General features: G+C 61.7%; 19 protein-coding genes and 1 pseudogene. 12 read left to right on the plus strand and 8 right to left on the minus strand.

Annotation, left to right across the window (positions count from 1 at the left end):
• Positions 1-45: 45 nt before the first annotated feature.
• A pseudogene (locus tag PspS34_RS15770) lies at positions 46-3,965 on the minus strand (DUF6543 domain-containing protein).
• 185 nt (positions 3,966-4,150) lie between these two features.
• Complete coding sequence (gene sohB, locus PspS34_RS15775) at positions 4,151-5,173, minus strand: protease SohB (RefSeq protein WP_090455662.1); 1,023 nt, start codon at positions 5,171-5,173, stop codon at positions 4,151-4,153.
• Between the two features lie 201 nt (positions 5,174-5,374).
• On the opposite strand from sohB, the gene PspS34_RS15780 reads away from it, so the two are divergent.
• From PspS34_RS15780 to PspS34_RS15800, 5 genes are all read left to right on the plus strand, one after another.
• Entirely contained in the window at positions 5,375-6,085 is a 711-nt protein-coding gene (locus PspS34_RS15780) for a histidine phosphatase family protein (protein ID WP_154859778.1), read from the plus strand.
• A gap of 64 nt (positions 6,086-6,149) precedes the next feature.
• Positions 6,150-6,464 (plus strand): SCP2 sterol-binding domain-containing protein, encoded by a 315-nt coding sequence (locus tag PspS34_RS15785; protein WP_007946492.1) that lies wholly within the window; start codon positions 6,150-6,152, stop codon positions 6,462-6,464.
• Positions 6,465-6,717: 253 nt separating this feature from the next.
• Positions 6,718-7,581: a LysR family transcriptional regulator gene (locus PspS34_RS15790; RefSeq protein WP_057714369.1), complete on the plus strand. Its 864-nt coding sequence runs from the start codon at positions 6,718-6,720 to the stop codon at positions 7,579-7,581.
• A 106-nt stretch (positions 7,582-7,687) separates the two neighbouring features.
• On the plus strand, positions 7,688-8,833 hold the full coding sequence (locus PspS34_RS15795) for an SRPBCC family protein (RefSeq protein WP_154859777.1): 1,146 nt from the start codon (positions 7,688-7,690) through the stop codon (positions 8,831-8,833).
• Positions 8,830-9,909, plus strand: coding sequence for an SMP-30/gluconolactonase/LRE family protein (locus PspS34_RS15800; RefSeq protein WP_154859776.1), 1,080 nt, complete (start codon positions 8,830-8,832; stop codon positions 9,907-9,909). The genes PspS34_RS15795 and PspS34_RS15800 overlap by 4 nt, the downstream gene beginning before the upstream one ends.
• 145 nt (positions 9,910-10,054) lie before the next feature.
• Here the strand turns inward: PspS34_RS15800 and PspS34_RS28310 are convergent, their stop codons facing one another.
• The 4 genes from PspS34_RS28310 to PspS34_RS15815 all read right to left on the minus strand — a co-directional run bounded on the left by PspS34_RS28310 (position 10,055) and on the right by PspS34_RS15815 (position 13,809).
• On the minus strand, positions 10,055-10,216 hold the full coding sequence (locus tag PspS34_RS28310; RefSeq protein ID WP_173677945.1) for a hypothetical protein: 162 nt from the start codon (positions 10,214-10,216) through the stop codon (positions 10,055-10,057).
• 107 nt (positions 10,217-10,323) lie between these two features.
• On the minus strand, positions 10,324-10,557 hold the full coding sequence (locus tag PspS34_RS15805; protein ID WP_057714363.1) for a DUF465 domain-containing protein: 234 nt from the start codon (positions 10,555-10,557) through the stop codon (positions 10,324-10,326).
• Positions 10,558-10,781: 224 nt separating this feature from the next.
• Positions 10,782-12,893: an ATP-binding protein gene (locus PspS34_RS15810; protein WP_150814448.1), complete on the minus strand. Its 2,112-nt coding sequence runs from the start codon at positions 12,891-12,893 to the stop codon at positions 10,782-10,784.
• A 226-nt stretch (positions 12,894-13,119) separates the two neighbouring features.
• Positions 13,120-13,809, minus strand: a complete 690-nt coding sequence (locus PspS34_RS15815; RefSeq protein ID WP_007973313.1) for a GntR family transcriptional regulator — start codon at positions 13,807-13,809, stop codon at positions 13,120-13,122.
• Positions 13,810-13,949: 140 nt separating this feature from the next.
• On the opposite strand from PspS34_RS15815, the gene PspS34_RS15820 reads away from it, so the two are divergent.
• From PspS34_RS15820 to PspS34_RS15850, 7 genes are all read left to right on the plus strand, one after another.
• Positions 13,950-15,035 (plus strand): ABC transporter ATP-binding protein, encoded by a 1,086-nt coding sequence (locus PspS34_RS15820; protein ID WP_154909259.1) that lies wholly within the window; start codon positions 13,950-13,952, stop codon positions 15,033-15,035.
• Between the two features lies 1 nt (position 15,036).
• Complete coding sequence (locus PspS34_RS15825; RefSeq protein ID WP_090455669.1) at positions 15,037-15,954, plus strand: ABC transporter permease; 918 nt, start codon at positions 15,037-15,039, stop codon at positions 15,952-15,954.
• Entirely contained in the window at positions 15,951-16,739 is a 789-nt protein-coding gene (locus tag PspS34_RS15830) for an ABC transporter permease (protein ID WP_057714357.1), read from the plus strand. Before PspS34_RS15825 ends, PspS34_RS15830 begins: the two co-directional genes overlap by 4 nt.
• A 16-nt stretch (positions 16,740-16,755) precedes the next feature.
• Positions 16,756-17,823, plus strand: a complete 1,068-nt coding sequence (locus PspS34_RS15835) for an extracellular solute-binding protein (protein WP_090455671.1) — start codon at positions 16,756-16,758, stop codon at positions 17,821-17,823.
• A 143-nt stretch (positions 17,824-17,966) separates the two neighbouring features.
• Entirely contained in the window at positions 17,967-19,163 is a 1,197-nt protein-coding gene (locus tag PspS34_RS15840; protein ID WP_159390135.1) for an amidohydrolase family protein, read from the plus strand.
• Positions 19,160-20,647, plus strand: a complete 1,488-nt coding sequence (locus PspS34_RS15845; RefSeq protein ID WP_159390136.1) for an amidohydrolase family protein — start codon at positions 19,160-19,162, stop codon at positions 20,645-20,647. The genes PspS34_RS15840 and PspS34_RS15845 overlap by 4 nt, the downstream gene beginning before the upstream one ends.
• Before the next feature lie 12 nt (positions 20,648-20,659).
• A complete protein-coding gene (locus PspS34_RS15850) occupies positions 20,660-21,322 on the plus strand; it encodes a flavin reductase family protein (RefSeq protein WP_007973324.1) in 663 nt (220 codons plus the stop codon).
• Between the two features lie 186 nt (positions 21,323-21,508).
• Here the strand turns inward: PspS34_RS15850 and PspS34_RS15855 are convergent, their stop codons facing one another.
• Positions 21,509-24,607, minus strand: a complete 3,099-nt coding sequence (locus tag PspS34_RS15855; protein ID WP_202982158.1) for an error-prone DNA polymerase — start codon at positions 24,605-24,607, stop codon at positions 21,509-21,511.
• Positions 24,583-25,998, minus strand: coding sequence for a DNA polymerase Y family protein (locus PspS34_RS15860; RefSeq protein WP_154859772.1), 1,416 nt, complete (start codon positions 25,996-25,998; stop codon positions 24,583-24,585). The genes PspS34_RS15855 and PspS34_RS15860 overlap by 25 nt, the downstream gene beginning before the upstream one ends.
• Positions 25,999-26,001: the final 3 nt, after the last annotated feature.

The raw sequence follows: 26,001 nt of genomic DNA on the forward strand, positions 1-26,001 counted from the left end.
CCCCTTGAACCCCGAACCGGGGTTCAAGGGGTTTTACCCTTCGCGCTAAAACACCGGATTATCCACCAGCGGAATCGGACGCCCCATGGCGACCCAGTCGCAGTACAGCCGGACTCGATCCTCCAGCACCACGAACAGCCTGAACGGATTGTCCGCATCGACCATCCGCGTTTCGACACAGTGCAGCAACCAGCCCCACAACTCTTCTGACGCATCCGCTTCGTGGAGCAAGCGCCACACACGCGCCTGCAGCGACCAATAACCGACCCGGAAATCCGCCGTCAGGCTCAATCCATCCACGACCCGGAGCAACGCACTGCCCGATGGTTTGAGGGCCAATCGTTGCCAGATCTGTTGCCGCGTCTCGCGCACGCTTTCATCACCCTCCTCCAGCCAGGGCGTCGCACTGCCGTAATCGGCACCCGGCTCACTCAACCACAAATTGATACCGGTGCGCTCACGATGACTCACCAGGCGCAACAACGTGTCTTCATCCGTCAGCGGATTGCCCCACAGTTTCACCCGGTCCCGGGACACCGCCTGAATCAGTATCGAGTAGGGAACCCGACCGATCCGGTTGCCTCGCAAGTCGAGCGAGGTGAAGTACGGCTGATCGGCGATGCCTATCGGACAATGGCTGATTCCGGTGTTTCTCAGGTTCAACACACGCAGCTCATTCATCCCCAATACCACGGGCGGCACAGTCAACGGGTTGTCACTCAGATCGAGCATTTGCAAGCTCGCCAGCTCACGAAACTGCGAAGCCGTGCTCTCTTGAAGCTGCAAAAAGGTGGAACTCAGGTTGAGCGTAGTGAGGCGGGTCATTTGCCGAATCGGTGGAGGCAACACACCTTCCAGCACGCCGTCTGCGTTGAGTTGCCGCAGGTCGACACGTTCCAGGTTCAGGGAACGCAGGTTCGGAAAACTTTCGAGAAAGTCGCTCAGGCTCTCGCGCTCGACCAGGTGCAAGCCCCGCATCGATAACTCGACGACCTCATTGAAGCGTACGTTCATCGTTGGCAACCTATGGTAGTCCTCGAACCCCATATCCAGCCTGTAACGTAGTCCTCGAACCCCATATCCAGCCTGTAACCAGAGAACGTCTCGCCGGACATGACTCTATTGATCTGGGGCGGGCATTTTTGCCAGATACCCATCAGTTCGTCGCCCAATTCAATTCGCGTTTCACGCTCATAGCCAATCACGGTTTGCAGCAGTTCGACATTGTGTGCCGCCACCTGCTCAGGGCTCATGCCTGCGGCGTCATCATCGTCCACCGCAAGAAAATCCACATCCATGTCATCGACATCCAGCACGGCCTGGTCGATCCACTGGCGCAGATCGGCATGCAACTGCTGCATCTCGAGAATCAGGCGATCCACCAGCGCTTGAGCGCCGTTACCCGCCATCAGGAGCAGCTCATCCGCCTGGGCATCGGTGAAATCCGGATACAGATTCTTGACCTGCAGTCGCATGATTTCATGGGTCAGCGCAGCGGCCTGTGGCGTATTCGGAAAGCCGCCGCCGCGCAACCCCCTGGCTTCGAAGGGCAACCGCGAATCCATTCGATTCAAGCCGAGTATCAGCTCGGAGCGGGGCAAGGCATGTGTGCCAATACGCAGGCGCAACTGGCTGGCCGCGTCTGGGGAGCGCAGCGACATCGCCGCGCGTTCCTCCCCTGACAATAGATCGACCAGTGCGGTAAACAGATCCGAACCCTCGCCGTCGGTGGCCGCCATCGTGGAATACCGATAGCGATCACCGACCTTGATCAAGCGCCGGCAATCCGCCGAATCGGGCGGGCCGCAACGGTCCAGGACCCGGCCACTGATTGACCCGTCGTGCACTTCGATGCGTAAGTCTTTCGGCCAACCGGGCAGGCGTGGCAGGGAATGCAACGCCAGGACATCGGTTTCCGGATGGACGATCGAACGCAAGTACAGACCTTCATAAGCCCGGTTGAGTCGTACATGTTGTTGATACTCCCGCGACTTGCTGTCCAGGCGCTTGAACAGTAGCAGCGCCTCGTCAGCATCGACGGGCCGATTGATGTCAACTCCCGAACGGTCGAGGATCTGCTCCACGGCGCTTTTCGGCAAACCTTGGTACTCACGCTGAAACAGGCGAACCCACTCCTGGTCCGAGTGCTGGAGCGCCTGATATCGGGCATTGAACAATCCGGCCCGTGCTTGCGGGTCGGCGACGATTTCGAGTTCCTGATCGAGCTTGAAGCGTGTGATGGTGTCGGCGAGCAACGGCGTCGGCGGACGGCCAGCATGCATCAGGCGCAGCATATCGTCATCGACCGTACTGACCCGGGCGATCTGCGCCAATACCTCATCACTGAAGGCAGCAAGGGGGGTGCAGACGCCACGCATCAGCTCCACACGTGTCGACACGGGCACCGGAGCCGATCCGGGGGCCAGCTCGGCCGGCGTTTCGGGATGCGGCTCGCTCCCGGATTCCCGCGGTTCGTGCAACGTTCCGGCGATTTCTTCTTCGCCCTTGAGTGCCGCCACCGCCCCGGCCAGCGGGAGTGCATTGAGCAAGCCAAACACCGTGCGCGTCACGCCCTCGGAGCGCTGCTCCGGTGTTTTACCGTTGACGGCCTGATCGAGGCCATAACCGGCGTCGATCAGCCCGGCCAGTACCAGGACGCCCTCACCTCCCGGAATGAACAATGCCAATGGCCCCAGCCGGTTGATCCACTGCACGAGCGGTTCCACCACCGCGCTCAGGTTGTCGCGATTGACCTGGGCATCGTCGCGGATGGTTTTGACGCTGGCCATGGAGGCCTGCTTCATGGTCAGCACCAATTGCGCGAACGGGTCGGTGTCAGTCGGTGCACGTTCAAGGTCGATGTAGTCCTGCGGGTCCCAGAAACCGTCGTTGTTGAACAACCCTGCGTTCTTTTTCAGCCAGTGTTCCTTCGGGTAAACCGCCATGCCCTCCAACGCCGTCGACACCCCCGCATGGAAGGTACCGTCTTCACGATCGTCCTCGGCAAAATGCGCGACCAGCGCTTGCCGTTTGGCGGCAACCCTGCCTTGGTCCACGATCCATTGGCGCAGGTGCCGGAAGTCGGCGAATTCATGCAAGGGTGAGGAGTTGCCGGGAATGTTCAGCAAGACCCGGCCGCTGTGACGGTAGCGATAACACCAGATATCGTCCGATGTATAGCGATAGATCGTCAGCCGCCCGACCTCGATCGGCGCACTGATGCGGGTGGGCGCCTGCACCTGGCCGATGGTCAACGCATTCCAGGTCTGCTGCGCTGGCAACCCGGCGGCCTGCATGGCCAAGACCAGGCCTTCCTGACTCAAACTGCCCTCCTGATGTTGCAGGCAGGCGCTCATGATAAAGGCGGCCTTGGCCGAGGTTCTCAGGTCGTAAGGCGCCGCCTGGACGATACGCTTATCGGAGGGCCACGCGCGATCAAGGTAAGCCTGATAGCGGGTTTGCAGATCCAGCTCCCACACCCACTGTTTGAACGCCGCAGGCCTCAGGGCAATTTGCGTTGCCGGCCCATACACCTGTGGCGTGGTCTGGCGATAAATCCCTTCGTAGGTGTGGTGATTGCCATTGCCGTGATCGGCGAATTCATCGACATGCTCCACGATGCGAACGGACGGACCGACATCGGGCGGTGTGTACAAGCCAAATGCGCTTTCGGCAAAACGCCCGTCACCGACGGTCTGGTAGTTCGCCAGCAACGCCTGCACCAGGGTTTGCGTGTTTGCCACCTGGCCTTGCTCGATACCGTCCTGCGGTGGGTGCCCGCGATAGCGGTAATCCAGGGTGACCAACAGGGCCTTTTGCGGGTCGATGTCTGGCCCCCATTTTGCCTTGATCAACTGGGCACCGAACTGCTCGGGAGACTGCGGCAAAGCCGCACCCACCACAGACGTCAGTGTTTCGCGCAGCGGCACAAGATCGGGATGAAGCGGTGTCTGATGGTCATTCATATGCGTTCCATGGCAATTATTCCGGAACACCAACATAACCAACCGCCGCATTACCGAAAGCAGGAACGGTCGCCTGCTGCCTACAGAGATTTCGCCGGGCCGTGGAGGACATCAGGCAAGTATTCGCAGGCAAAAAAACCGGGGCTAATGCCCCGGCTGGATGTTTTGCAATATCTCCTGCCCCGTTACCAGAAGCGTTGCTGGGTCAAACGGCTCCACCAGCTCAGCAGCACACGATCGACCGAGCCGCTGGCGGCCATGCCAATGCGCTCTTGCAGGCTTTTGCGCTCGGCATAGTGCAGGTGATAAAGCTCGGACTGCCTGGCGCGTTCGGCGAGGTACTCGTCGCTGGTCTTGAGTTCGTCGACCAGGTGTTTTTCCAGCGCCGCCACGCCGAGCCAGATTTCGCCGGTGGCCACTTCATCGATCGCCAGTTGCGGGCGATAGCGCGACACGAAGTTCTTGAACAGTTGATGGGTGATGTCCAGGTCTTGCTGGAACTTCTCCCGGCCCTTCTCGGTGTTTTCGCCAAACACGGTCAGTGTGCGTTTGTACTCACCGGCGGTCAGCACTTCGAAGTCGATGTCGTGCTTTTTCAACAAGCGGTTGATGTTGGGTAACTGCGCCACCACGCCAATCGAGCCGAGGATCGCGAAGGGTGCGCTGATGATCTTCTGGCCGATGCACGCCATCATGTAGCCACCGCTGGCCGCGACCTTGTCGATGCACACGGTCAAGGGCACGCCGGCCTCACGGATACGCGCCAGTTGCGAGGAGGCCAGGCCGTAGCTGTGAACCATGCCACCGCCGCTTTCCAGGCGCAGCACCACTTCGTCCTTCGGTGTGGCCAGGGTCAGCAAGGCAGTGATTTCGTGGCGCAGGCTTTCGGTGGCCGAAGCCTTGATATCGCCATTGAAATCGAGCACGAACACCCGGGGCTTGGCCTCCGGTTTTTTCTTCTGTTTCTTGTCGGTTTTAGCCTGGGTCTTGCGCAAGGCCTTGAGCTGATCCTTGTCGAGCAACGTCTGCTCCAGGCGTTCGCGCAGCCCTTTGTAGAAATCATTGAGTTTGCTGACCTGCAACTGGCCCGACGACTTGCGCCGCCCCTTGCTGCGCAAGGCCGCAAAACTGGCCAGGACCACCAGAATGGCGATCACCAGGGTCACGGTCTTGGCCAGAAAAATGGCGTACTCGGAAAAAAACTCCACAGGGACTCCTCAAACGATGCGCGGCTTGAACGCGCGCGGGATACCTCCAGCATACCCATGCGTCGACCTTGCTACCAGCCGTGAAAGCTCTGGTAACAGGCCTGTAACGGGCATTTCAAACAAGCGTATGTTTTTTCATTGACAGCACACCGCCATCCTCATAACCTCGCCAAACCTTCAACGTACCGGGAAGACGCGGACGTGGGCAGCATCTATTTGATTCGACATGGCCAGGCCTCCTTCGGTGCAGACGACTACGACGTGCTGTCGCCGACCGGTATTCGTCAGGCGGAAATCCTGGGTCGGCACCTGGCCGAACTCGGGATCAGCTTCGACCGCTGCCTGGCGGGGGATCTGCGCCGCCAGCAGCACACGGCCAACAGCGCGCTGGAACAATTCGCCGCGGCGGGCCTGCCGGTGCCGCTGCTGGAAACCGACTCCGCCTTCAACGAGTTCGACGCCGATGCAGTGATCCGCGCGCTGCTGCCGGCCATGCTGCCGGACGAACCCGAGGCCCTGGACATCCTGCGCAACGCCGCGCAAAACCGTGGTGAGTTCCAGCGTATCTTCGCCCTGATCATCGAGCGCTGGTTGGCCGGCACCTACGACACACCGGGCCTGGAGAGCTGGCTGGGGTTTGTCGAGCGGGTGCGGGCCGGTCTGCACCGCATTCTCGACCAGGCCGACAACACCCAGAAAATCGCCGTGTTCACGTCCGGCGGCACCATCACCGCCCTGCTCCACCTGATTACGCAAATGCCTGCCCGGCAGGCCTTTGAATTGAACTGGCAAATCGTCAACACCTCGCTCAACCAGCTTAAGTTTCGTGGTCGCGAGGTGTCCCTGGCTTCCTTCAACAGTCATGCGCACCTGCAACTGTTGAAGGCCCCGGAACTCATCACGTTTCGCTGAGTCCGGACTATTGTGACCCTGGCTGTAATCACCCAGCTCTTATTACCCAAGAAAGGATCGAACCATGACCTCCGTAGCTGATGCCGTACAAGCAATGAAAGCCAAGTTCAACCCAGCCGCTGCCGCCGGTCTGGACCTGGTCTTCGGTTTCCGCATCGACGACACCAAAAACTTCTCGCTGATCGTCAAGGACAGCACCTGCGAGCTGCAGGAAGGCGAGAACCCGGACGCCCAGGTGACCCTGGTGATGGACGGCGAAACCCTGCAAGGCATCGTCGACGGTTCGACTGACGGCATGCAAGCGTTCATGGGCGGCAAACTGCGCGCTGAAGGCGACATGATGCTGGCGATGAAACTGTCTGAGCTGTTCCCGTCGTAAGCACCTGGTTCCCGAACTTCGGGAGCGTGCCTGCTGCAAACGAATCCCGCCCTTAGTGGCGGGATTCGTCGTTTTTGCTGGTCCTTTGGCGAGGGGGCTCGCCCCCGCTCGACCGCGAAGCAGTCGCACAACCAGAGATTTCGACTTATCGGAAGGACGTCAAGGGCCGCTTCGCGCCCAACGGGGGCAAGCCCCCTCGCCACAGGTCAGGTGGTGCTCTTACAATGCGGGCACTTACACCACCGGCCACCCCATGGACATCGACCTCGCCCGCACCTTCCTCGAAATCGTTCGCCATGGCAGCCTGGCCGCGGCTGCCGAGAAGCTCCATGTCACCCAGACCGCGATCACCGCACGGGTACAAAAACTCGAGAGCCAACTGGGCAGCACCCTGTTCGTGCGCAATCGTGCCGGCGCCCGCCTGACGCCCAATGGCGAAGCGTTCGTGGTGTATGCCAATCAGCTGGTGCAAACCTGGGAAGCCGCGCGGCGTGATTTGCCGTTGCCCGAAGGTTATCGCGATGTGCTGCACATCGGTGGCGAGGTGAGTCTGTGCAACCCGTTGATGCTCGGCTGGGCCGGTGAAATTCGCAAGAACATCCCCAGCCATGCCCTGCGCATGGAAATCCGCGACGGGGAAAACCTGCTGCGCCAACTGGAGTTGGGCGTTCTGGATGCCGCGCTGGTGTATCAGCCCGAATATTGGCCGCGTCTGCAGGTCGAGCAGATTCTCGAAGAAAAACTGATTCTCGTGCGCCTGGCCGACAAGCCCGATCCTTATGTGTACATCGATTGGGGCGCTGATTTCCGACGCCAGCACGACGCCGCGCTGCCGGAGAAGGCCAAGGCTGCGCTGAGTTTCAATCTGGGCCCGCTGGGCTTGCAGTATCTTCTCGAAAACGGCGGCAGTGGCTACTTCCGCACCCGCGTGGTGCAGAGTTATCTGCAAAGCGGCGCCCTGGAACGGGTGCCCAAGGCGCCGGAATTCAACTACCCGACCTATCTGGTCTACTCGCGCGATCGTGACTCGCCGACGCTGCAACGCGCCTTCGACCTGCTGCGCAAAGTCATCGACTCCGACGAAGACTGGTCGCAGCGATGGGATCCACTGACCTGAGACCGGTTTGCACCGGATCATGGCCGTTGTGTCCTTAAGGTTCGGTCCGTCAAATCACCGGGATCGGCTAATCTGAAAGAGATAACAAAAACGACAGGTGATTGCAGTGAGGCAGACCACCGAAGGATTCCGCGGTCGTTACCGCGCCGACATTCATCCGCTCTACAACCCCTGGCTGCATGGCGCGTTTGTCCTGGTGTTCGGGGCACTGGCAATCAGCGTGTTCTGGAGCAACGTACAACAGGTGCGGCCAGCGGAATGGCTGGCGGTGCCCGTCACGCTGCTGTTGTTCAGCCTCGGTGTGTACATGGTGCATCGCCACCTGGGGCATCATAAAAAGAGCTTCGCCCGGCTGTTTTACGCCCGTCACGCAGGCGACCACCACAGCTTTTTCACCCCCGGCCACATGACCTACGACAACGCCCGCGACTGGCGGGTGATTCTGTTTCCGGCGTGGCTGATCGTGCTGCACACCCTCGTCGTCGCCCTGCCCCTCTGGTGGCTGCTCAAGCACATCAATACCAACGTCGCCGGATTGGTCGGCGGCCTTCTTGTCCTCGGCTACCTGACCTATGAAGTGTTTCATGCCTGCGAGCATCTGCCGTCGCGCAACCCGCTCACACGGCTGCCGTGGATCCGCCAGATGCGCCGGCTGCACGAACTGCACCACCGCCGTGAACTGATGCAGGCGCGTAATTTCAACATCGTTTTCCCGCTGATGGACTACCTGTTCGGCACCCTCTATTGGGAGCCGGAACCTGAGCCGCTCAACCCGACGAGAACCCCCATGACCCGCATGCAGCATCAGGTTGTCATTGCCGGAAACCCGATCCAGGTACTTGCCTACGCCAGCACCGTGACCCTTTGGCCGCAATGGCATCCGTCGTCGCTGCGCATCGACGGGCCAAAAGGCCCGCTGCATGCCGGCGCACGTTTCGAGGAAGACATCCATGCCGGCGGGCGCGACGGGCACTTGCGCTGGGAGGTGGCGGAGTACCTGCCCGGGCGGCGCTGGAGCGCCGAGGCCCGGGGTGACCACGGCCTGTCGCTGGTGGTGACCTATGAATGCGATGCCACAGGCGAAGACACACGTTTCGTCCGCACCCTGGAATATCAATTCAGCGGCGTGGCAATGCGCATTGCCAACCGCTTGTTGCTCAAGCGGCGCATCGACCGGGAATCGGCGGCGTCGATGCTGGCATTGCGCGACATGGCACAGAAGTATCTGGCCGCGACAGGAGTCGGCGTGTGAGCAGAACCTTCAAATGTCTGTTGCTGGTCATCGTCGTCATCGGCGCCTTCCTGCTGCTGATGCCGACCAAGGTGCGGCCGGTGGCCTGGACACCACAAGCCGCGCCGTCCCTCACCAGCGGAATCTACGCCGACAATCAGCGGCTCAAGGAGGTGGAACGCGTCGGCGCCGCCAATATCGACGGGCCGGAAGCCTTGTTACTGGAAAACGACACGCTCATCACCGGCCTGCACGACGGGCGCCTGATCCGTACGAGCCTGGACGGCAAGACCACCAGAATCCTGACCGATACCGGTGGCCGGCCACTGGGCCTGGCCCGGCATCCCAATGGCCTGCTGGTGATCGCCGATGCCGTCAAAGGCTTGTTGTCCCTCGACGCCCAGGGACGCCTGGTGGCCTTGACCACAGAGGCCGACGGCGTTCCCTTCGGTTTTACCGACGACGTGGTCATCGACAAACCCGGCCACTACGCTTATTTCAGCGATGCTTCGAGCCGCTTCGGCTATGGTCACGACGGTGAGGCCGTGATCGAACACGGCGGCGACGGTCGACTGCTGCGCTACGATTTCCAGACCGGCAAAACCTCGGTTGTGCTGGATAAGCTGGAGTTTGCCAACGGCGTGACCCTGGGACCGGACGATGCCTATGTACTGGTCAATGAAACCGGCGCCTACCGCATCACTCGTTATTGGCTCAGCGGTCCGAAGGCCGGCACCCACGACCTGTTTATCGACAACCTGCCAGGGCTGCCGGACAACCTGTCGTTCAATGGCCACGACCGGTTCTGGGTGGCGCTGTATGCCCCCCGAAACCCCTTGCTCGACGCCACGGCGGCGCATCCGTTCGTGCGCAAGATGATCGTGCGGGCCATGACCGTGTTGCCCAAGCCCGTGGAAAAACACGGATTTGCCCTGGGCCTGGACCTTGATGGCAAAGTGATCGCCAACCTGCAGGACGGCAGCAGCGACAATTACTCCCCCATCACCACCGTGCGCGAGTATGGGGACTGGTTGTATTTCGGTTCGCTGAAAGCCCGGAACATGGTGCGATTGCCGCTAAGCAAGGCATTGCAATGAACAGTCCCCCTTCCTGAATTCACCGAAGCCCCCCTGTAGGAGCGAGCCTGCTCGCGATGGACTCAAAAGCACTGCGTTTAGTCAGTAAACACGCGGCATCGTTAACGACCATCGCGAGCAAGCTCGCTCCTACAGAGGGCGGTGTTCACTCTGGATCGATGTCGACACCCTCATCATCCGGCCACTCATCGATGCCCGGCTCTTCCTCGGGATTGACCGTGGTGTGTTCGGGGCTCAGGGGTTCGGGATGAGTGGGGATCGGGTCGTAGCCACCCTGTTGTTCACTGGGGTATTTGGGCTGGGTCATGAGGCACCTCGTTGAGAGCCATAACAGCGGTCTCTGAACATTCGAGGTGCCGGTTGTGATGCCGTTCCAACTTTCCCGCCACCGGTCGTCGGTGGCAGCTCGCTGGGTCAGGACGACGAGCCAAGTTGCTTGACGATCTTGTCCTTGACCAGCAGACGTGCCTCCTTGAGCTTCCTTACGGTGTCATCGTTGGACTTGGCCTCCTCTGCTTTCACCACTTCGGCATCCGCCTGGGAATACTTGTTAAGCAGTGAATCCAGTAACGGATCCTTGGTGCGTTTCTGCTGGACTTCTTCCTTTGAGCGTTTCAGATCCTGATAAAGGTCATGGGGCACCGGCATGGAACACCTCCGTTTGTTGATCGGCAGCGAAACGCGATCAATTGCGTTCACCAACTATCAGAATGGCCTCGGTTAGCCTGTTCTGTCGACCACCTGTCAGACCAGCGGTGTCCGTTCGTCGTCCGGTCGCCAATGGGATAAAACCTTGCCTGCGCTGGCGCCTCCACCGGTTGACGATCACTCGGTCACCTTTGAAAACCTGCGTGGAGAATCACCTGTTTTTGTCAGCCGTTAAGCACCGTGCGCACCATCTGCGTCAGTGCCTCGGGGTTGTAGGGTTTGCTCAGCAGGTGGGTGTCGGGGCTGAGCTGGTGATTGCGCGAGATAATGTCGCGGGTATGCCCCGAGGTGAACAACACAGCCACCGGTGGCTCCTGCACTTTCGCCCAGGCCGCCAGGTCCGAACTCTTGATCAGGCCGGGCATGACCACGTCGGTAAAAATCAGGTCCACCGCCAGCCCTTCCAGCAACATTTGCATGGCGACGTCACCGTTGGTGGCCGTGAGGACCTGATAGCCCTCCTCGCGCAACAACTCCACCGCCGATACCCTCACGGCCTCATTGTCCTCGACCACCAGGATGCGTTCGTGCCCGCCCCGTTGCGGCACATCAGGGCCCGGCGTTTCGCTGGGTGCCGCGCGCAAGGTGCGGGGGAAGTACAGCTGCACCCGGGTCCCCCGCCCCACGTCGCTGGCGATTTCGATATGACCGCCACTCTGCTTGACGAAGCCAAACACCATACTCAAGCCCAAGCCGGTGCCCTGCCCGTCGGCCTTGGTGGTGAAGAACGGCTCGAACGCCTGGGCCAGCACCTGCGGCGGCATGCCGACGCCGGTATCCGTCACGGACACCCGTACATAGTCCCCGGGGGCAATGCCCTTTGCGGCGCAAAATTTGCGATCGAGGACGATATTTTCCGCGCACAGGTCAATCCTGCCCTCGCCTTGAAGGGCGTCACGGGCATTGATCGCCAGATTGAGAATGGCGTTTTCCAGTTGGTTGCGATCGACAAACACATTCCAGGAATCTTCGGGTGCCGTCATGTGAACCTGAAGGGTTTCACCCAGGGCACGCAGCAACAGCTCCGCCAGGCCATCGAAAATCTGCCGCAAGGTGAAGACCGCGGGTGACAACGGTTGGCGGCGGGCGAATGCCAGCAATTGCGAAGACAGCTTGGCACCGCGCTCGACAGCGGCAATCGACGCCGAGACCCGGCGCTGCACATTGGCGTTACCCGGCTCATGACGCGCGAGCAAGTGCAGGTTGCCGGCGATCACTTGCAACAGGTTGTTGAAGTCATGGGCCACACCACCGGTGAGACCGCCGATGGCTTCGAGCTTCTGTGACTGGCGCAGTTGTTCTTCCGCCGCCAGCCGCGCCTCGACTTCATCGGCCACCCGCTGCTCCAGGTTGCGGGTGAACTTGAGCAGGGACTCTTCGGCGGTCTTGCGTTCGTGGATGTCGATCAGCACGCCGGGGAAACGAAACGCCTCGCCCTGCTCATTGAACTCGCAACAACCACTGGCGAGTACCCAGAGGTAGCTGCCATCCGGGCGCCGGATCCGGTATTCGACGTTGTAGGGCTCGCCCGTCTCCACCGACAGTCTGACTCGTTCCTGAACCCAACTGCGGTCATCCGGATGGATCCGGCTTTCAGCGATTTCCTGAGACAGGTTTTGCAGGTCTTGCCCGGGTGGATAAGAGAACGCGCGAGCGAAGCGCTCGTCACCCGACATCACGTTGGCCTTGATGTCCCAGACAAAGGAACCGAGCAAGGCGCCGGCGTTCAGCGCCAGGCGTACCCGTTCGTTGTCGGCGCGGTAGGCGTCTTCAGCCGCCTGTCGCCGGTGTTCGGAGATCACCCGATCGGTGGTTTCCACCACCATGGCCATGACCCCGGCCGGGCACCCGTCATCGTCGGCCACCGGGCTGTAGTAGAGGTCCATCCAGACATCTTCCGGAACCCCGTCACGCAGCAGCACCAGTTCTTTGTTGCGATAGGACAAGGTGCCGCCCGCCAGGCAGGTGTCGACCACGTGGCGATTGAATTCGGCAACTTCCGGCCAACCCAGTTCTACGGCAGAGCCGAGCAGATACGGATGACGCCCACCGGCAAACTTGGAATAAGCGTCGTTATAGATCATGTACCCGGACTGGCCCCAGAGCATCACCATCGGCAGTGGGGACGCGAGCATCAACTGCACCGCGCTGCTCAGGCTCCTGGACCATGAATCGAGCGGGCCAAGTTCGGTCCGGCTCCAGTCGAACGCACGAATGCGCCCGGCCATTTCGCCGTTCCACCCGGAGCACCCGTGGCTTTCCTCTAGAAACTGCATCGGCTGGCTCTATCCCGGTAAGTTGCACCCGTTTGTTTCGAGCATCCTGCACGCTATTCGTTTCATAGAGGTATAGCTGATTCTCGCGGGCCACTGGAGATCCCTTGTGGGAGCGGGCTTGCTCGCGAAGGCGGTGTGTCATTCAACATATTCGTCTGCTGATACACCGCTTTCGCGAGCAAGCCCGCTCCCACAATTTGGTCCTCGGTAACCGAGAGTCCGTGCACTACACCTCGATCAAGTGCTTCAGCGGGTTGTAACTGCTTTTCAGGGTGGCCGCGACATCCAGAATGGCCTTCTCGATGCCATTCAAATGCATGCAGGTCAGTTCGATGGCCGCACTCTGGTTGCCTGCTTCGATGTATTCGATCAGCCGCAGGTGTTCGTCGTCGCGGCAGGCTTCGTGGCTGTCGTCATCCAGAGCGGCGGCATACAGCGACGCCCGGGAAATCAGCTTCTGGAACCAGTCGAGCAGCACCGGGTTGTTCAGGCTGCGGGCCAGTTTGATGTGGAACTCGCCGAGCAGGTGAATCAACCGCTCGTGATCACCGCTTTGATGCGCTTCATCCTCCAACAGCAAGTGATCGCGCAGGTCCTGAGTCACCGCCGTATCACGCCGACGGCACAGTTCGCTGACGATGCCGATCTCGACCAGGCGACGGGTTTCGAACAGCGAACGGATCTCTTCGTCACTGGGCAGCGACACCGACGCACCTTTATTGGGCTCGGTGGTGACCAGTCCGTCGGCCTCCAATTGCTTGAGCGCGGCCCGGACAGACGTGCGGCTGACATTGAACAGCTCGGCCAAAGAGGCTTCGCCGAGCTTCATGCCCGGACGCAACGAGCGCTTGCTGATCGCCTCGTAAACCCCTTGGTAGACGCGGTCGACCGTAGTTTCCAGTTTCTTTTCCGTCATTCATCAACTCCTTGCGCCCTGTGCAAACGACCCTGGCGAATGAACAGCCATTGAAAAAGGGGCTTGCACGGACAGATTAATCCGGGTATTTCTAAATTGCATCCAGATTTTGCATACAATAATTAGAGGAATGCACCATAATGGGTCATCCAACAGCAATCGAAGTGCGAAACGTCTCAAAGCGATATTCCGACGATCCGGGACTGGCACCAGCCCTCGATAACGTCTCGGTGGACATTGCCGACAACGAATTCTTCACCCTGCTCGGCCCCTCCGGCTGCGGCAAAACCACCCTGCTGCGCACCATCGCCGGCTTCGAGCATGTCAGCGACGGTGAGATCCGCCTCGCGGGCGAGCCGGTCAACGATTTGCCGCCGTTCAAGCGTCGGGTCAACACGGTGTTCCAGAGTTACGCGCTGTTTCCGCACATGAGTGTTGCGCAGAATATCGCCTTCGGCCTCGAGATGCAGGGCCTTGATCGCAAACTGATTCCGCAGCGGGTCGATGAGATGCTCGCGCTGGTGCAAATGCAGCACCTGGCCAAGCGTAAACCGGCCGAGCTGTCCGGCGGCCAACAGCAACGGGTGGCTCTGGCCCGGGCCCTGGCGCCAAAACCCAAAGTGCTGTTGCTGGACGAACCGCTGTCGGCCCTGGACCTCAAGCTGCGCAAGGAAATGCAGGTCGAACTCAAGCGCGTACAGAAAGAAGCCGGGATCACCTTCATTTTCGTCACCCACGATCAGGAAGAAGCGCTGACCCTGTCCGATCGCATCGCCGTGATGTCCGCCGGCAAGATCCTGCAAATCGGCTCGCCCAATGAAATCTACGAACGGCCGCAACACCAGTTCGTCGCGCAATTCATCGGCGACATCAACTTTCTCCCCGGCCACCTCAAGCGCGGCCAGCAGAACGAAAAGCTCTTCGTGCCCAACGGCATGCCCGTGGAAATCCCCTGCCCGGCCCAGGGCTTTGACGGCAGCAAGGTGCAACTGGCTTTCCGCCCGGAGCGTTCGCAACTGGTCGAGCCGACGCAGCCGCATCACCTGCGCGGTGTGATCGAGGCCGTGCTGTATGTCGGCACGGCCACGCTCTATCAATGCCGCCTGAACAACGACATCAAGGTCATGCTGCGCGAGAACAACGAAGGCCTGAACCATGGTCGGGTGGTGGGTGATCGCGTCGCGGTCAACCTGCCGCCCCACGCCTGCCTGTTGATGGAGGCCTGAGATGAGCGTCAGCAGCACTTCCCCAGCCCTCAACCGCGCGCTGTTGCTCAGCCCGGTGGTCCTGACCCTGCTGGCCCTGATCGCCATTCCGCTGGGCATCATGGGCTACATCAGCCTGCTGCCGCGCAACGTCTATGGCGGCGTCGACTGGCAGGCCGACTGGCAATTGCAAAGCTACGTGCAACTGTTTTTCCAGGAAGGTTTCGACGGCGAACTGGAGCTGAACTGGGTCTACGCCCAGGCATTGCTGCGTTCGGTGTTCCAGGCCGGTGGCACCACAGTCCTGTGTTTCCTGTTCGGCTTCCCCGTGGCGTTGTGGATGTCGAGCCTGACACCCCGTCGACGCAACCTGATGGTGTTGCTGATCACCATCCCGTTCTGGACCAACCTGCTGATCCGCAACTACGCCTGGCTGATCATCCTGCGCGAGCACGGCTGGGTCGCCCAGAGCCTCAACGCGCTGTTCCCCCAGGCCGGTGGCATCACCCTGCTCTACAACGACTTCGCGGTCAGCGTCGGCTTGGTCTACAGCTTCCTGCCGTTCATGATCCTGCCAATCTACTCGACCCTGGAAAAACTCGACTGGCGTCTGGTGGAAGCCGCCTATGACCTGGGTGCCAATCGCTGGCACGCGTTGCGGCGGATCATCCTGCCACTGTCGATGCCGGGGGTGATCGCAGGTGCCTTGCTGGTGTTCGTGCCAAGCCTGGGCGCCTTCATTACCCCGGCGATCCTTGGCGGCGGCAAAACGCTGATGATCGGCAACCTGATCCAGCAGCAGTTCGGTACCGCGCGCAACTGGCCGCTGGGCAGTTCGCTGTCGTTCCTGTTGCTGGGGATCATGTTGCTGTCCCTGGTGCTCTACGCCCTCTATAGCCGCAAAGCCGCCAAGACCCAACGCCCGGGAGCACAAGCATGATCGCCCTGCACCTGAAGAAACTGCCCCTGACCCGTGAAGTCAGCCTGTTGATGCTGGCCTACCTGTACCTGCCGATATTCGTGCTGATCGCCTACAGCTTCAACGCCAACCGCTCGGCGACGGTGTGGACCGAGTTCTCGTTCGACTGGTACGGGCGAATCCTGGCCAACCCGTCGATCCAGACCGCAGCGCTCAACTCGATCATCGTCGCCAGCATCGCTACGGTCTGCGCCACCGCGATTGCCCTGCTCGCGGCACTGGCGACCTACCGGCCGTTCTACGGACAGAAAATGGTCGAGGGCGGGATCAACCTGCCGTTGATCCTGCCAGAGATCGTCACCGCTGTGGCCACCCTGCTGCTGTTCATGGCACTGGGGATCAAGCTCGGTCTGCTGACGGTGATCGTCGCGCACATCGGCTTCTGCATTCCCTTCGCCTACCTGCCGATCCGCGCGCGGCTCAACGACCTGGACAAGAGCCTGCTGGAAGCGGCGAACGACCTGTACGCCAACCCCTGGCAGGTGTTTCGCCGGGTGACCTTGCCGCTGCTGTGGCCGGCGGTGCTGTCCGGTTCGGTGCTGGCGTTCGTGGTCAGCCTCGACGATTTCATCATGACCTTCTTCGTCGCAGGTCCCGGTTCGACCACCCTGCCGGTGTACATCTTCTCGGCCATCAAGGCCGGCGTGACGCCAGAGATCAACGCGATTTCGACCCTGATGCTGGTGATTTCCATCGTGCTGGTGGTGCTGGCCTTCTGGCTGGGACAGCGCGGCAAACAACAATAAGCCTGGAGACTTCTATATGAGCAAGAAAGTGAAAAGCATGCGTTTCGCCGTTGCCGGTCTGGCCTTGAGTTGCTTCACGGCGTTCACGGCGTTCAGCGCCCAGGCCGCCGAGCCCAAGGAACTGTTCTTCTACAACTGGACCGACTACTACCCGGTGGAGCTGCTGGCCAAGTTCGAAAAGGAGACCGGGATCAAGGTCACCATGGACGGCTACGACAGCAACGAAACCCTGCTGGCCAAGTTGCAGGCCGGCGGCGCGGCGTACGACGTGATCGTGCCGTCGCAATCGATCATGCGCACCCTGATCAACCAGGACCTGCTGCTGGAAATCGACGCCTCGGCCCTGCCCAACTTCCAGTACGTCAAACCGGCGTTCCGCGACCCGAGCTTCGACCCCGGCCGCAAGTTCTCGGCACCGTACCTGTGGGGCACCACCGGGTTCTCCTATGACAGCGCCCGGGTGCCCGGCGGCAAGCTTGACGACTCGTGGAAAGAGTTCTTCGAGCCGCGCAAGGAACTGCAAGGTCAGCTCGCCGCCCTCGACACCTCCAGCAGCGTGATCAACGCCGCCAGTCACTACCTGAATGTCGACGAGTGCAGCGAAAACCCGCAGGACGCCAAGCGCATCCTCGAACTGCTGCAAAAACAGAAACCCTTCCTGAAGATGTACAGCTCGGACAACACGGTCGACCGCATGGCCAGCGGTGAAGTGATCATGATGCAGAACTGGAACGGTTCTACAGCGCGGGCCACCCTGCAGAAGAGCACCATCAAGTACGTCTACCCCCGTGAAGGCCTGGCAATGTTCCAGGACAACTTCGCCGTACCGAAAAGCGCGCCACACCCCGGCAACGCGAAGATCTTCATCGACTGGATGATGAAACCGGAAAACGCCGCCGCCGTGTCCAACGCCATCGCCTACGCCAACGGCATCCAGAGCGACAAGCTGATCGACGCCAAATGGCGGGTGATGGACGCCATCAACATGCCCGACGAATTCGCCGCGCGCCTGCGCCCGGAAAAGGAATGCAGCAACAAGGCGCGGGAGCTGCAGGACCGCATTTGGGCCAAGCTCAAGGGCTGATCGTTTGACTTGAAACCGCGTCGCGGCCTTCGCGAGCAAGCCCGCTCCCACAAGGGATCTCCAGTGTTCACACGGACAATGTGGGAGCGGGCTTGCTCGCGAAGAGGCCAACACAGACACCTGAGAATTCATTGAGGTTACTCATGACCCAACCCCGCTGGCTGCGCAACGTGCGCCCCTACGGCACCACCGCCGAAGACCTGCTGATCGAAAACGGCCGCTTCAGCCAACGCCGCCCCGCTTCTAACGAAGCCCTGTCGGCCACCGACATCGACGGCCAGGACCAGTTGCTCACCCCCGCCCTGGTGGAAAGCCACGTGCACCTGGACAAAACCCTCTGGGGCCAGCCGTGGCGCCCCAACAGTGCCGGCCCGACCCTCAAGGACTACATCGCCAACGAACGGCGCATCCTGCGTGAAGTCACCACACCGATTGCGCAACGCGCCGGCGCCCTGCTGGAAAACTGCATCGTCCGCGGCTCGCTGACCATGCGTTGCCACGTCGACATCGACCCGGAATTCGGCCTGCGGCATGTCGAGGCCATGCAGCAACTGCGTGAAAACTACCGCGACCTGATCGACCTGCAACTGGTGGTGTTCCCGCAGACTGGCTTGATCAGCCGCCCCGGCACCGCCGAACTGATGCGCGAAGCCATGGCCTTGGGCGTGGAGAACGTCGGCGGGCTGGACCCGTGTGGTATCGATAACGACCCTGTCGCACAACTGGATTTCGTCTTCAAACTGGCCAGCGAATTCGACCGGGGCGTCGACATTCACCTGCATGACAAAGGTGAGCTGGGCCTGTGGCAGATCGCCCTGATCGCCGACTACACCGAGCGCTTCGGCCGCCAAGGCCGGGTGATGATCAGCCACGCGTACTGCCTGGGGATGTTGCCGTGGAGCCAGGTCAAACCGGTGGCCGAACGTCTGGCCACATTGGGCATTTCGCTGATGAGCTCGGCCCCGGCCGATTGCGCGGTGCCGCCGTTCCTGGCCCTGCGCGAAACCGGCGTGAATGTGTGCCTGGGCTCGGACGGTATTCGTGATGCCTGGTCGCCCATGGGCAACGGCGACATGCTGGAGCGGGCGATGTTGCTGGCGTTCCGCTTCGACTTGAACAAGGACGAAGAACTGGCGGCAGCGTTCGAGGCGGCGACCGTCAACGGCGCCCAGGCGCTGGGTTGCCAAGCCAATCGCCTGGAGATTGGCCAGCCGGCGGACTTCCTGTTGATGCCGGTACAAACACTGGGTGAGGCGGTGGTTTCACGGCCGCTGCGTCAGGTCTATCGCGCGGGTCAGTTGATTGCTGCGGGTGGCCGTTTGCTGGAAAGCCGTCTGTGAAGCGCATCGGCTTGCGGGCCAGTTGCGTGGTCGGCTTCGACGGCACGCGGCATGTGCTGTGGCGCGATGGCGAAGTGGTGTTCGAAGGCGCGCGCATCGAGTTTGTCGGGCGTGGTTATGCGGGGCCGGTGGATCAGTGGGTTGATTACGGTAATGCGCTGATCGGTCCCGGCTTCATCGATCTGGATGCCTTGGGCGATCTCGATTCCACGGTGCTGACCCTGGACAACGGCGACGAGCGCGACATGGGCCGGATGTGGTCGGCGCAGTATCTGGCGCGTGGATCGCGGGAAAGCTACAGCCCCGAAGAAGAAGTCTTCAAATACCGCTACGCCTTCACCCAACTGATCCGCAACGGCATCACCACGGCCATGCCGATCACCTCGATGTATTACCGCGAGTGGGCCGAGACCTACGACGAATTTGCGGCGGTGGCAGGTGTAGCCGTCGAACTGGGGCTACGCACTTACCTCGGTCCCTGCTACATGAGCGGCATGAGTTACTGGCAGGCCGATGGAACCCTGGCGCACCACTGGGACGAAGCCCGGGGAATGGCCGGGCTCGACGCCGCCGAGCGGTTTTTCCGGGATTTCGACGGCGCGCACAACGGCCTGATTCGCGGTGCGCTGCTGCCCGATCGCATCCAGACCTGTACCCCGGCGTTGCTGCAACGCACCGCCGCGCTGAGCCGCGAACTCAACGCACCGATGCGTTTGCACTGCTGCCAAGGCCTCGGTGAAGTGGCGATGGTCGAGCAACTGCGCGACACCTCGCCACTGGGCTGGCTGCAGCAGCTTGGGCTTTTGACCCCGCGCAGCCTGCTGCCCCACGGCATCTACACCCGCGGCGATGACGACCTGCAACGGGTGGTGGACGGTGGCGCAAGCCTGGTGCATTGCCCGGTGGTGTTCGCCCGGGATGGCGAGGCGCTGAATTCGTTCGGACGCTATCGGGCCAAAGGCATCAACTTCGCCCTGGGCACCGACACCTGGCCGGCGGACTTGCTGGACAACATGCGTCAGGGCTTGAACATCGCTCGCCTTATGGAAGGCAGTAACGATCTGACCAGCACGCTGGACCTGTACAACGCCGCGACCCTCGGCGGTGCCAAGGCACTGGGCCGCGACGATCTCGGACGCCTGGCGCCCGGGGCCAAGGCCGACATCACCGTGTTCAACCTGCGCGGGATGCACCTGGGGCCGCTATTCGATCCACTGAAAAATCTTGTTCTGGCCGGTCGCGGTGACGACTGTATCGCCAGCTACATCGACGGCCGCTGCGTGATGCGGGACGGCCAGGTCGAGGGCCTCGACTACCCCGCCCTGCAACGCCAGGCCCAACGCCAATTCGAAAAATTGATGCGCAGCCACAGCGACCGGGCCTTTGATCAACCGGACTGGAAAAGCCTGTTCCAGCCCGCCATCCCGTTCGCCGACGACTACAGCGCACAGGCACCACTGAGCGCGATTGATCCACTTCTCTAGAGATTTCTGCCCATGCAAAGCTTCGACTTCAGCACATTGAGCCCACGGGACAAATACAAGATCCTGATCGGCAGCGTCGTGCCACGGCCGATAGCCCTGGTCACCACCGTCGACGGCGAAGGCCGGATCAACGCAGCGCCGTTCAGCTTCTTCAATGCGCTTTCCGCCGATCCACCGATCCTCGCCCTGGGCGTGGAAAACTACGGCGACCAAAGCCCCAAGGACACCACTCGCAACATCCAGCTCAATCAGGAATTCACCGTAAACATCGTCAGCGATGCCCTGGTGGAAGCCATGAACGTCTGCGCCGTGCCCTTCGCCCCCGGCTTCGATGAACTGACCGCCGCCGGCCTCACTGCCATCCCCGGCACCACGGTCAAATGCCCGCGCATCGGCGAAGCTCCGGTGGCGCTGGAGTGTCGGCGGATGATGGCCCTGTCCATCGGCCAATCCCGGGAGATTATCTTTGGTGAAGTGCTGATGGCCCATGTGCGTGACGAACTGATCGATCCGAAAACCCTGTACATCGACCAGTTGGGGCTGGATGCGATCGGACGCATGGGCGGGCATGGTTATGCGCGTACGCGGGATTACTTCGACTTGCCGACACGCTCGTTGCAGGCCTGGACGGATGCGCCGGGGGGTGGGGAACGGTTTTGGCCGCTGGCCAAATAACAGGCATTAACACAAACCCTGGGGGGAGCGGCTTTTGTGGCGAGGGGGCTTGCCCCCGTTGGGCTGCGAAGCAGCCCCCAAACCACTCACCGCAATAATTTCAGGCACGCCGCATTCAACGGTTTTACGACGGCTTCGCTGCCGAACGGGGGCAAGCCCCCTCGCCACAAAAGCTCCCGCAGCAGATCAATGAAAATCCCGGCTGCGCACAGTAATGCCATCCAGCAACGGGCTCAGGTCACTCAAGCGTCCGGCTATCAGATGCCGGACCTCGCCCTCTTTCTCCCAGCGCCCATCGACCTTGAGCAACTGCGAGCCAACCAGCACCTGACGCTGACGCTCGGCCAGGTCGCGCCACACCACCACGTTGACGTTGCCGAACTCGTCCTCAAGGGTGACGAACGTCACGCCGCTGGCGGTGGCCGGGCGTTGTCGGCCGGTGACCAGCCCGGCAACGCTGACTGGCCGACCGTGCTCGACGTCCAGCAACTCCTTCGAACTACGGCAGCGCCGCGCCTTCAACTCACCGCGTAACAGGGCCAACGGATGCGGCCCGAGGGTGGTGCCGACACTGGCGTAATCGGCTTGCAGGTCTTCGCCCACGGTGGGTTTTGGCAACGACACCGCGTCCTCCTCCCGGCTCGGCAGGCCGACAAACAGGCCCAGCTGCTTTTGTACCCCGGCCACTTCCCAACGTGCCCGATGCCGGTCGCCGGCCAGACCACGCAACGCGCCCGCATCGGCCAGTTGCTCCTGGGCGCGGGCATCGAGTCGCGCCCGTTCGCCGAGGTCGGCAATGTCGGCAAACGCCCCTTTGGAGCGTGCCACCTCGATGCGTCGGGCATCGTCCTCGCGAAAGCCCTTGATCATGCGTAGCCCCAAGCGAATCGCCGGTTGCGCACCGCTGATCGGTTCCAGGCTGCAATCCCAGTCGCTGGCGCGCACGTCCACCGGGCGAACCTGCAAATGATGGCGCCGGACGTCCTGCAGAATCTGGTCCGGGCTGTAGAACCCCATCGGCCAACTGTTGATCAGCGCACAAGCGAAGGCCGCCGGCTCGTGGCATTTCAACCAGCAACTGGCGTAAGTCAGCAAGGCAAAACTGGCCGCGTGGGACTCGGGAAAACCGTAGCTGCCAAAGCCCTTGATCTGTTCGAAGATCTGCGCGGCAAACTCCGGCGTGTAGCCTTTTTTCTTCATGCCGGCGGCCAGTCGATCCTTGTGCGGTTCGAGCCCGCCGTGGCGTTTCCAGGCAGCCATGGAGCGGCGTAGCTGGTCGGCCTCGCCGGGGCTGTAGTCGGCGGCGACGATGGCGATCTGCATCACCTGTTCCTGAAACAGAGGAACGCCAAGGGTGCGTTTCAACACCTCCCGCAACTCTTCGGAGGGGTAGCTTTCGAGCTCTTCCTTGTTTCGTCGCCGCAGATAGGGATGCACCATGCCGCCCTGGATAGGTCCGGGGCGAACGATGGCCACCTCGATCACCAGGTCATAGAACTTGCGGGGCTTGAGCCTGGGCAGCATCGACATTTGCGCCCGGGACTCGATCTGGAACACGCCGATGGTGTCTGCACGACCGATCATGTCGTAGGTCTGTGAATCCTCGGAGGGCACCGTTGCCAGGCTCAAGTCCCGGTTGCGATGACGGCGCAGCAAGTCGAAACAGCGACGAATCGCGCTGAGCATGCCCAGGGCCAGGATATCCACCTTGAGCAACCCGACCGCATCGAGATCGTCCTTGTCCCACTGGATGATGGTGCGCTCGGCCATCGCGGCGTTTTCCACCGGCACGAGGTGATCCAGCGGCTGCTCGGAAATGACGAAGCCGCCGGGGTGCTGGGACAGGTGCCGGGGGAAGCCGATCAGTTGCTGTGTCAAGCTCAACACCCGGCGCAACACCGGGCTTTCAGGGTCGAAACCGCCTTCACGCAGGCGCTCCACGGGCGGCGTTTCATCACTCCAGTGACCACAGCAATCGGCCAGGGCATTGATCTGGTCTGGCGGCAAACCCAGCGCCTTGGCCACATCGCGTACCGCACCGGCCGCATGGTAAGTGCTGACCACGGCTGTCAGTGCCGCGCGGGTCCGACCATAGCGCTGGAACACGTACTGCAAGACTTCTTCGCGGCGTTCGTGCTCGAAGTCCACATCGATATCCGGTGGCTCGTTGCGCTCCCTGGAGAGAAAGCGCTCAAACAGCATGTTCATTCGCTCGGGGTCGATCTCGGTGATGCCCAAGGCGAAACACACCGCCGAGTTGGCCGCAGAGCCTCGGCCCTGGCAGAGAATCTTCTCGCGCCGGGCGAAGGCGACGATGTCCTGAACGGTCAGGAAATAGCTTTCATAACCCAGCTCGGCGATCAGCCCGAGCTCCTTGTCGATCAGCCCGCGAACCTTTTCGCTTGCACCGTCGGGCCATCGCTCGCGCATGCCGCGCTCGGTCAACGCCCGCAGCCAGGACTCTGCGCTGTGCCCTTCTGGCACCAGTTCGCGAGGATATTGATAACGCAACTGGCCAAGATCAAAGGTACAGCGCCGGGCGATGTTCAGCGTTTCTGCCAGCAAGCCGGGCGGATAAAGTTCCCCCAGCACGTCCAGGCTGCGCAGATGGCGTTCGCCGTTGGGATGCAGGCGCAGCCCGGCATCGGCCACCGGCAGGTGATGACGGATCGCGGTCATGGTGTCCTGCAAGGCGCGCCGGCCGCGAGCATGCATGTGCACATCGCCACTGGCCACGGCCGCAATACGCAACTCCCTGGCCAGGCTCAGCAGATCGTTCAGGCACCGGGCATCGTCCTGACCGCGGTGCAACTGCACCGCCAGCCACACGCGCTCGGCGAAGACCTGTTTGAGCCAGCGCCCCTGTTCAAAGGCATCGACAGCGTCCGGCACCCACAACGCCAACAGGCCCGGCAACGGTTCGCTGAAGTCTTCGCGCAGCACCTGATACTGGCCTTTCTGCGTGCGCCGCCGGGCGCGGGTGATCAATCGGCACAGCGCCTGATAGCCCTCGAGGCTCTCCACCAGCAGCACCAGTTTCGGACCGTTCTCGATGCGTATTTCACTGCCGATGATCAGCGGCAACTCCACGGACTTCGCCGCTTGCCAGGCGCGCACGATGCCCGCCAGGGTACATTCGTCGGTGATCGCCAGGGCTTGATAACCCTGTTTTTTCGCGCGCTGGAACAGCTCGAGGGCACTGGAGGCACCGCGCTGGAAGCTGAAGTTCGACAGGCAGTGCAGTTCGGCATAGTCGATGCTCATGCGAACCAGCCCTGCAACCACAGCGGGCCGTCCTCACCGACCGCCCGGTAGGCCCAGCCCTGTTGGCCTGCACGGGTTTCGATCAGGTAATAGTCACGGCGTACGTCGTCACCGTCCCACCAACCGGACTCGATGCGTTCCGGCCCCATGAGGATCCGCGCCGAGCCCTGATGCACGGCCAGCGGTTCAGTCAGCAGCCAGCCCGGCCGTTTCACCGCGGCCGGCACCACGCAAGGCTGGCTGTCGGCACTGGCCTGCCATGCACACTCGGGGCGGTGATCGGCCTGGAAGCGCAGGCCATGCACCGCGTCATCCCCCAGCCGTGCACGCAGGCGTTCGCGCAGTTGCTCCCAGGGCAAGGACTGCTGCGGGCGATCGTCGAACAGTTCCTGATGTTGGGGCACGAAGGTCGGCAAATCCTCGGCGCGCAAGCGAAAGCCGCGCACCGGCGCCTCGACCTGGACTTGCTCCAGCCGCCCCCGGGCCAGTTCGAAGAGCATCGCCGGATCGCGCTCGGCGCTGAGCAGGCCGACCTTGATGAGCGTATCCGGCAACCCGGCATGTTCCAGATGCAGGTCGAAACGCTGTACGCCGCTGTCGCGACCACAGAGGAACGCCGACAGGTCGCCAGTCAGCCGGCGCAACGGAAACAGCAAGGCTTGATGGGACTGCACATCGAAATTGAGCTCGATACGCACATCGAAGCGGTCCGGCGGCAGGTAAAACGCCAGCGCCAGCCGCCGTAAACCCGACAGGGCATCCAGATGCTTGAGCACCTGAGCCTCGAAACGCCGGGCCAGGCTATGCCGGGGCAGCGCCTGCACCTGGCTCAAGGTGCGCAAGCCCATGCGCGACAAGGCCGTGGCGACCGAGGCTTCGAGGCCGATCCGGTCGACAGGCATTTGCCCCAGGTGATGCTGCAAGGCTTGATCGTCCGGCACCACCAGACCGTCATAGGCGTTGGCCAGCACCCGCGCCGCCACCGGGTTGGGCGCGGCCACGATGCGGTGCCGAAACCCCAGCTCACCGAGCTCACGGCGCAAAAGCGCTTCGAATTGCGGCCAGGCGCCGAACAAACCGAGGCTGGATTCGATCTCGAATACCACGGCCCGGGGGTAATGCACGCTGACCTGGGAGCTGAAGCGATAGGCCCAGGCGGCGAGAAACTGCTGCCAGTGTTCGATGTCGGCGGCGTCGTATTCAGCCGTGGCAAAGCCTTTGCTCAAGGCCTGTGCCGCACTCATGGACTGACCGGGACGCAAGCCCAGCGCCCGCGCCGCGTCGTTAACCGCCTGCAGCACCCGGCGCTGGGCCGGGCCGGTCAGCAACGCCAGGGGTTCCTCGGGATCGGCGCGCTGACGCAGTACTGCGTCCAGCGCCAATTGCGGGAAAACAATGCAGACCCAGCGCATGGC

This window comes from Pseudomonas sp. S34 (assembly GCF_009866745.1).
GTDB classification, from domain to species: domain Bacteria; phylum Pseudomonadota; class Gammaproteobacteria; order Pseudomonadales; family Pseudomonadaceae; genus Aquipseudomonas; species Aquipseudomonas jessenii.

What these genes read in the sequence shown, in the direction of transcription:
- PspS34_RS15785 (WP_007946492.1), top strand. Translation starts at nt 6,150, where the DNA reads ATGACCTCCGTAGCTGATGCCGTACAAGCAATGAAAGCCAAGTTCAAC.
- PspS34_RS15790 (WP_057714369.1), top strand. Translation starts at nt 6,718, where the DNA reads ATGGACATCGACCTCGCCCGCACCTTCCTCGAAATCGTTCGCCATGGC.
- PspS34_RS28310 (WP_173677945.1), bottom strand. Translation starts at nt 10,216, where the DNA reads ATGACCCAGCCCAAATACCCCAGTGAACAACAGGGTGGCTACGACCCG.
- PspS34_RS15805 (WP_057714363.1), bottom strand. Translation starts at nt 10,557, where the DNA reads ATGCCGGTGCCCCATGACCTTTATCAGGATCTGAAACGCTCAAAGGAA.
- PspS34_RS15810 (WP_150814448.1), bottom strand. Translation starts at nt 12,893, where the DNA reads ATGCAGTTTCTAGAGGAAAGCCACGGGTGCTCCGGGTGGAACGGCGAA.
- PspS34_RS15815 (WP_007973313.1), bottom strand. Translation starts at nt 13,809, where the DNA reads ATGACGGAAAAGAAACTGGAAACTACGGTCGACCGCGTCTACCAAGGG.
- PspS34_RS15820 (WP_154909259.1), top strand. Translation starts at nt 13,950, where the DNA reads ATGGGTCATCCAACAGCAATCGAAGTGCGAAACGTCTCAAAGCGATAT.
- PspS34_RS15825 (WP_090455669.1), top strand. Translation starts at nt 15,037, where the DNA reads ATGAGCGTCAGCAGCACTTCCCCAGCCCTCAACCGCGCGCTGTTGCTC.
- PspS34_RS15830 (WP_057714357.1), top strand. Translation starts at nt 15,951, where the DNA reads ATGATCGCCCTGCACCTGAAGAAACTGCCCCTGACCCGTGAAGTCAGC.
- PspS34_RS15835 (WP_090455671.1), top strand. Translation starts at nt 16,756, where the DNA reads ATGAGCAAGAAAGTGAAAAGCATGCGTTTCGCCGTTGCCGGTCTGGCC.
- PspS34_RS15840 (WP_159390135.1), top strand. Translation starts at nt 17,967, where the DNA reads ATGACCCAACCCCGCTGGCTGCGCAACGTGCGCCCCTACGGCACCACC.
- PspS34_RS15850 (WP_007973324.1), top strand. Translation starts at nt 20,660, where the DNA reads ATGCAAAGCTTCGACTTCAGCACATTGAGCCCACGGGACAAATACAAG.
- PspS34_RS15860 (WP_154859772.1), bottom strand. Translation starts at nt 25,998, where the DNA reads ATGCGCTGGGTCTGCATTGTTTTCCCGCAATTGGCGCTGGACGCAGTA.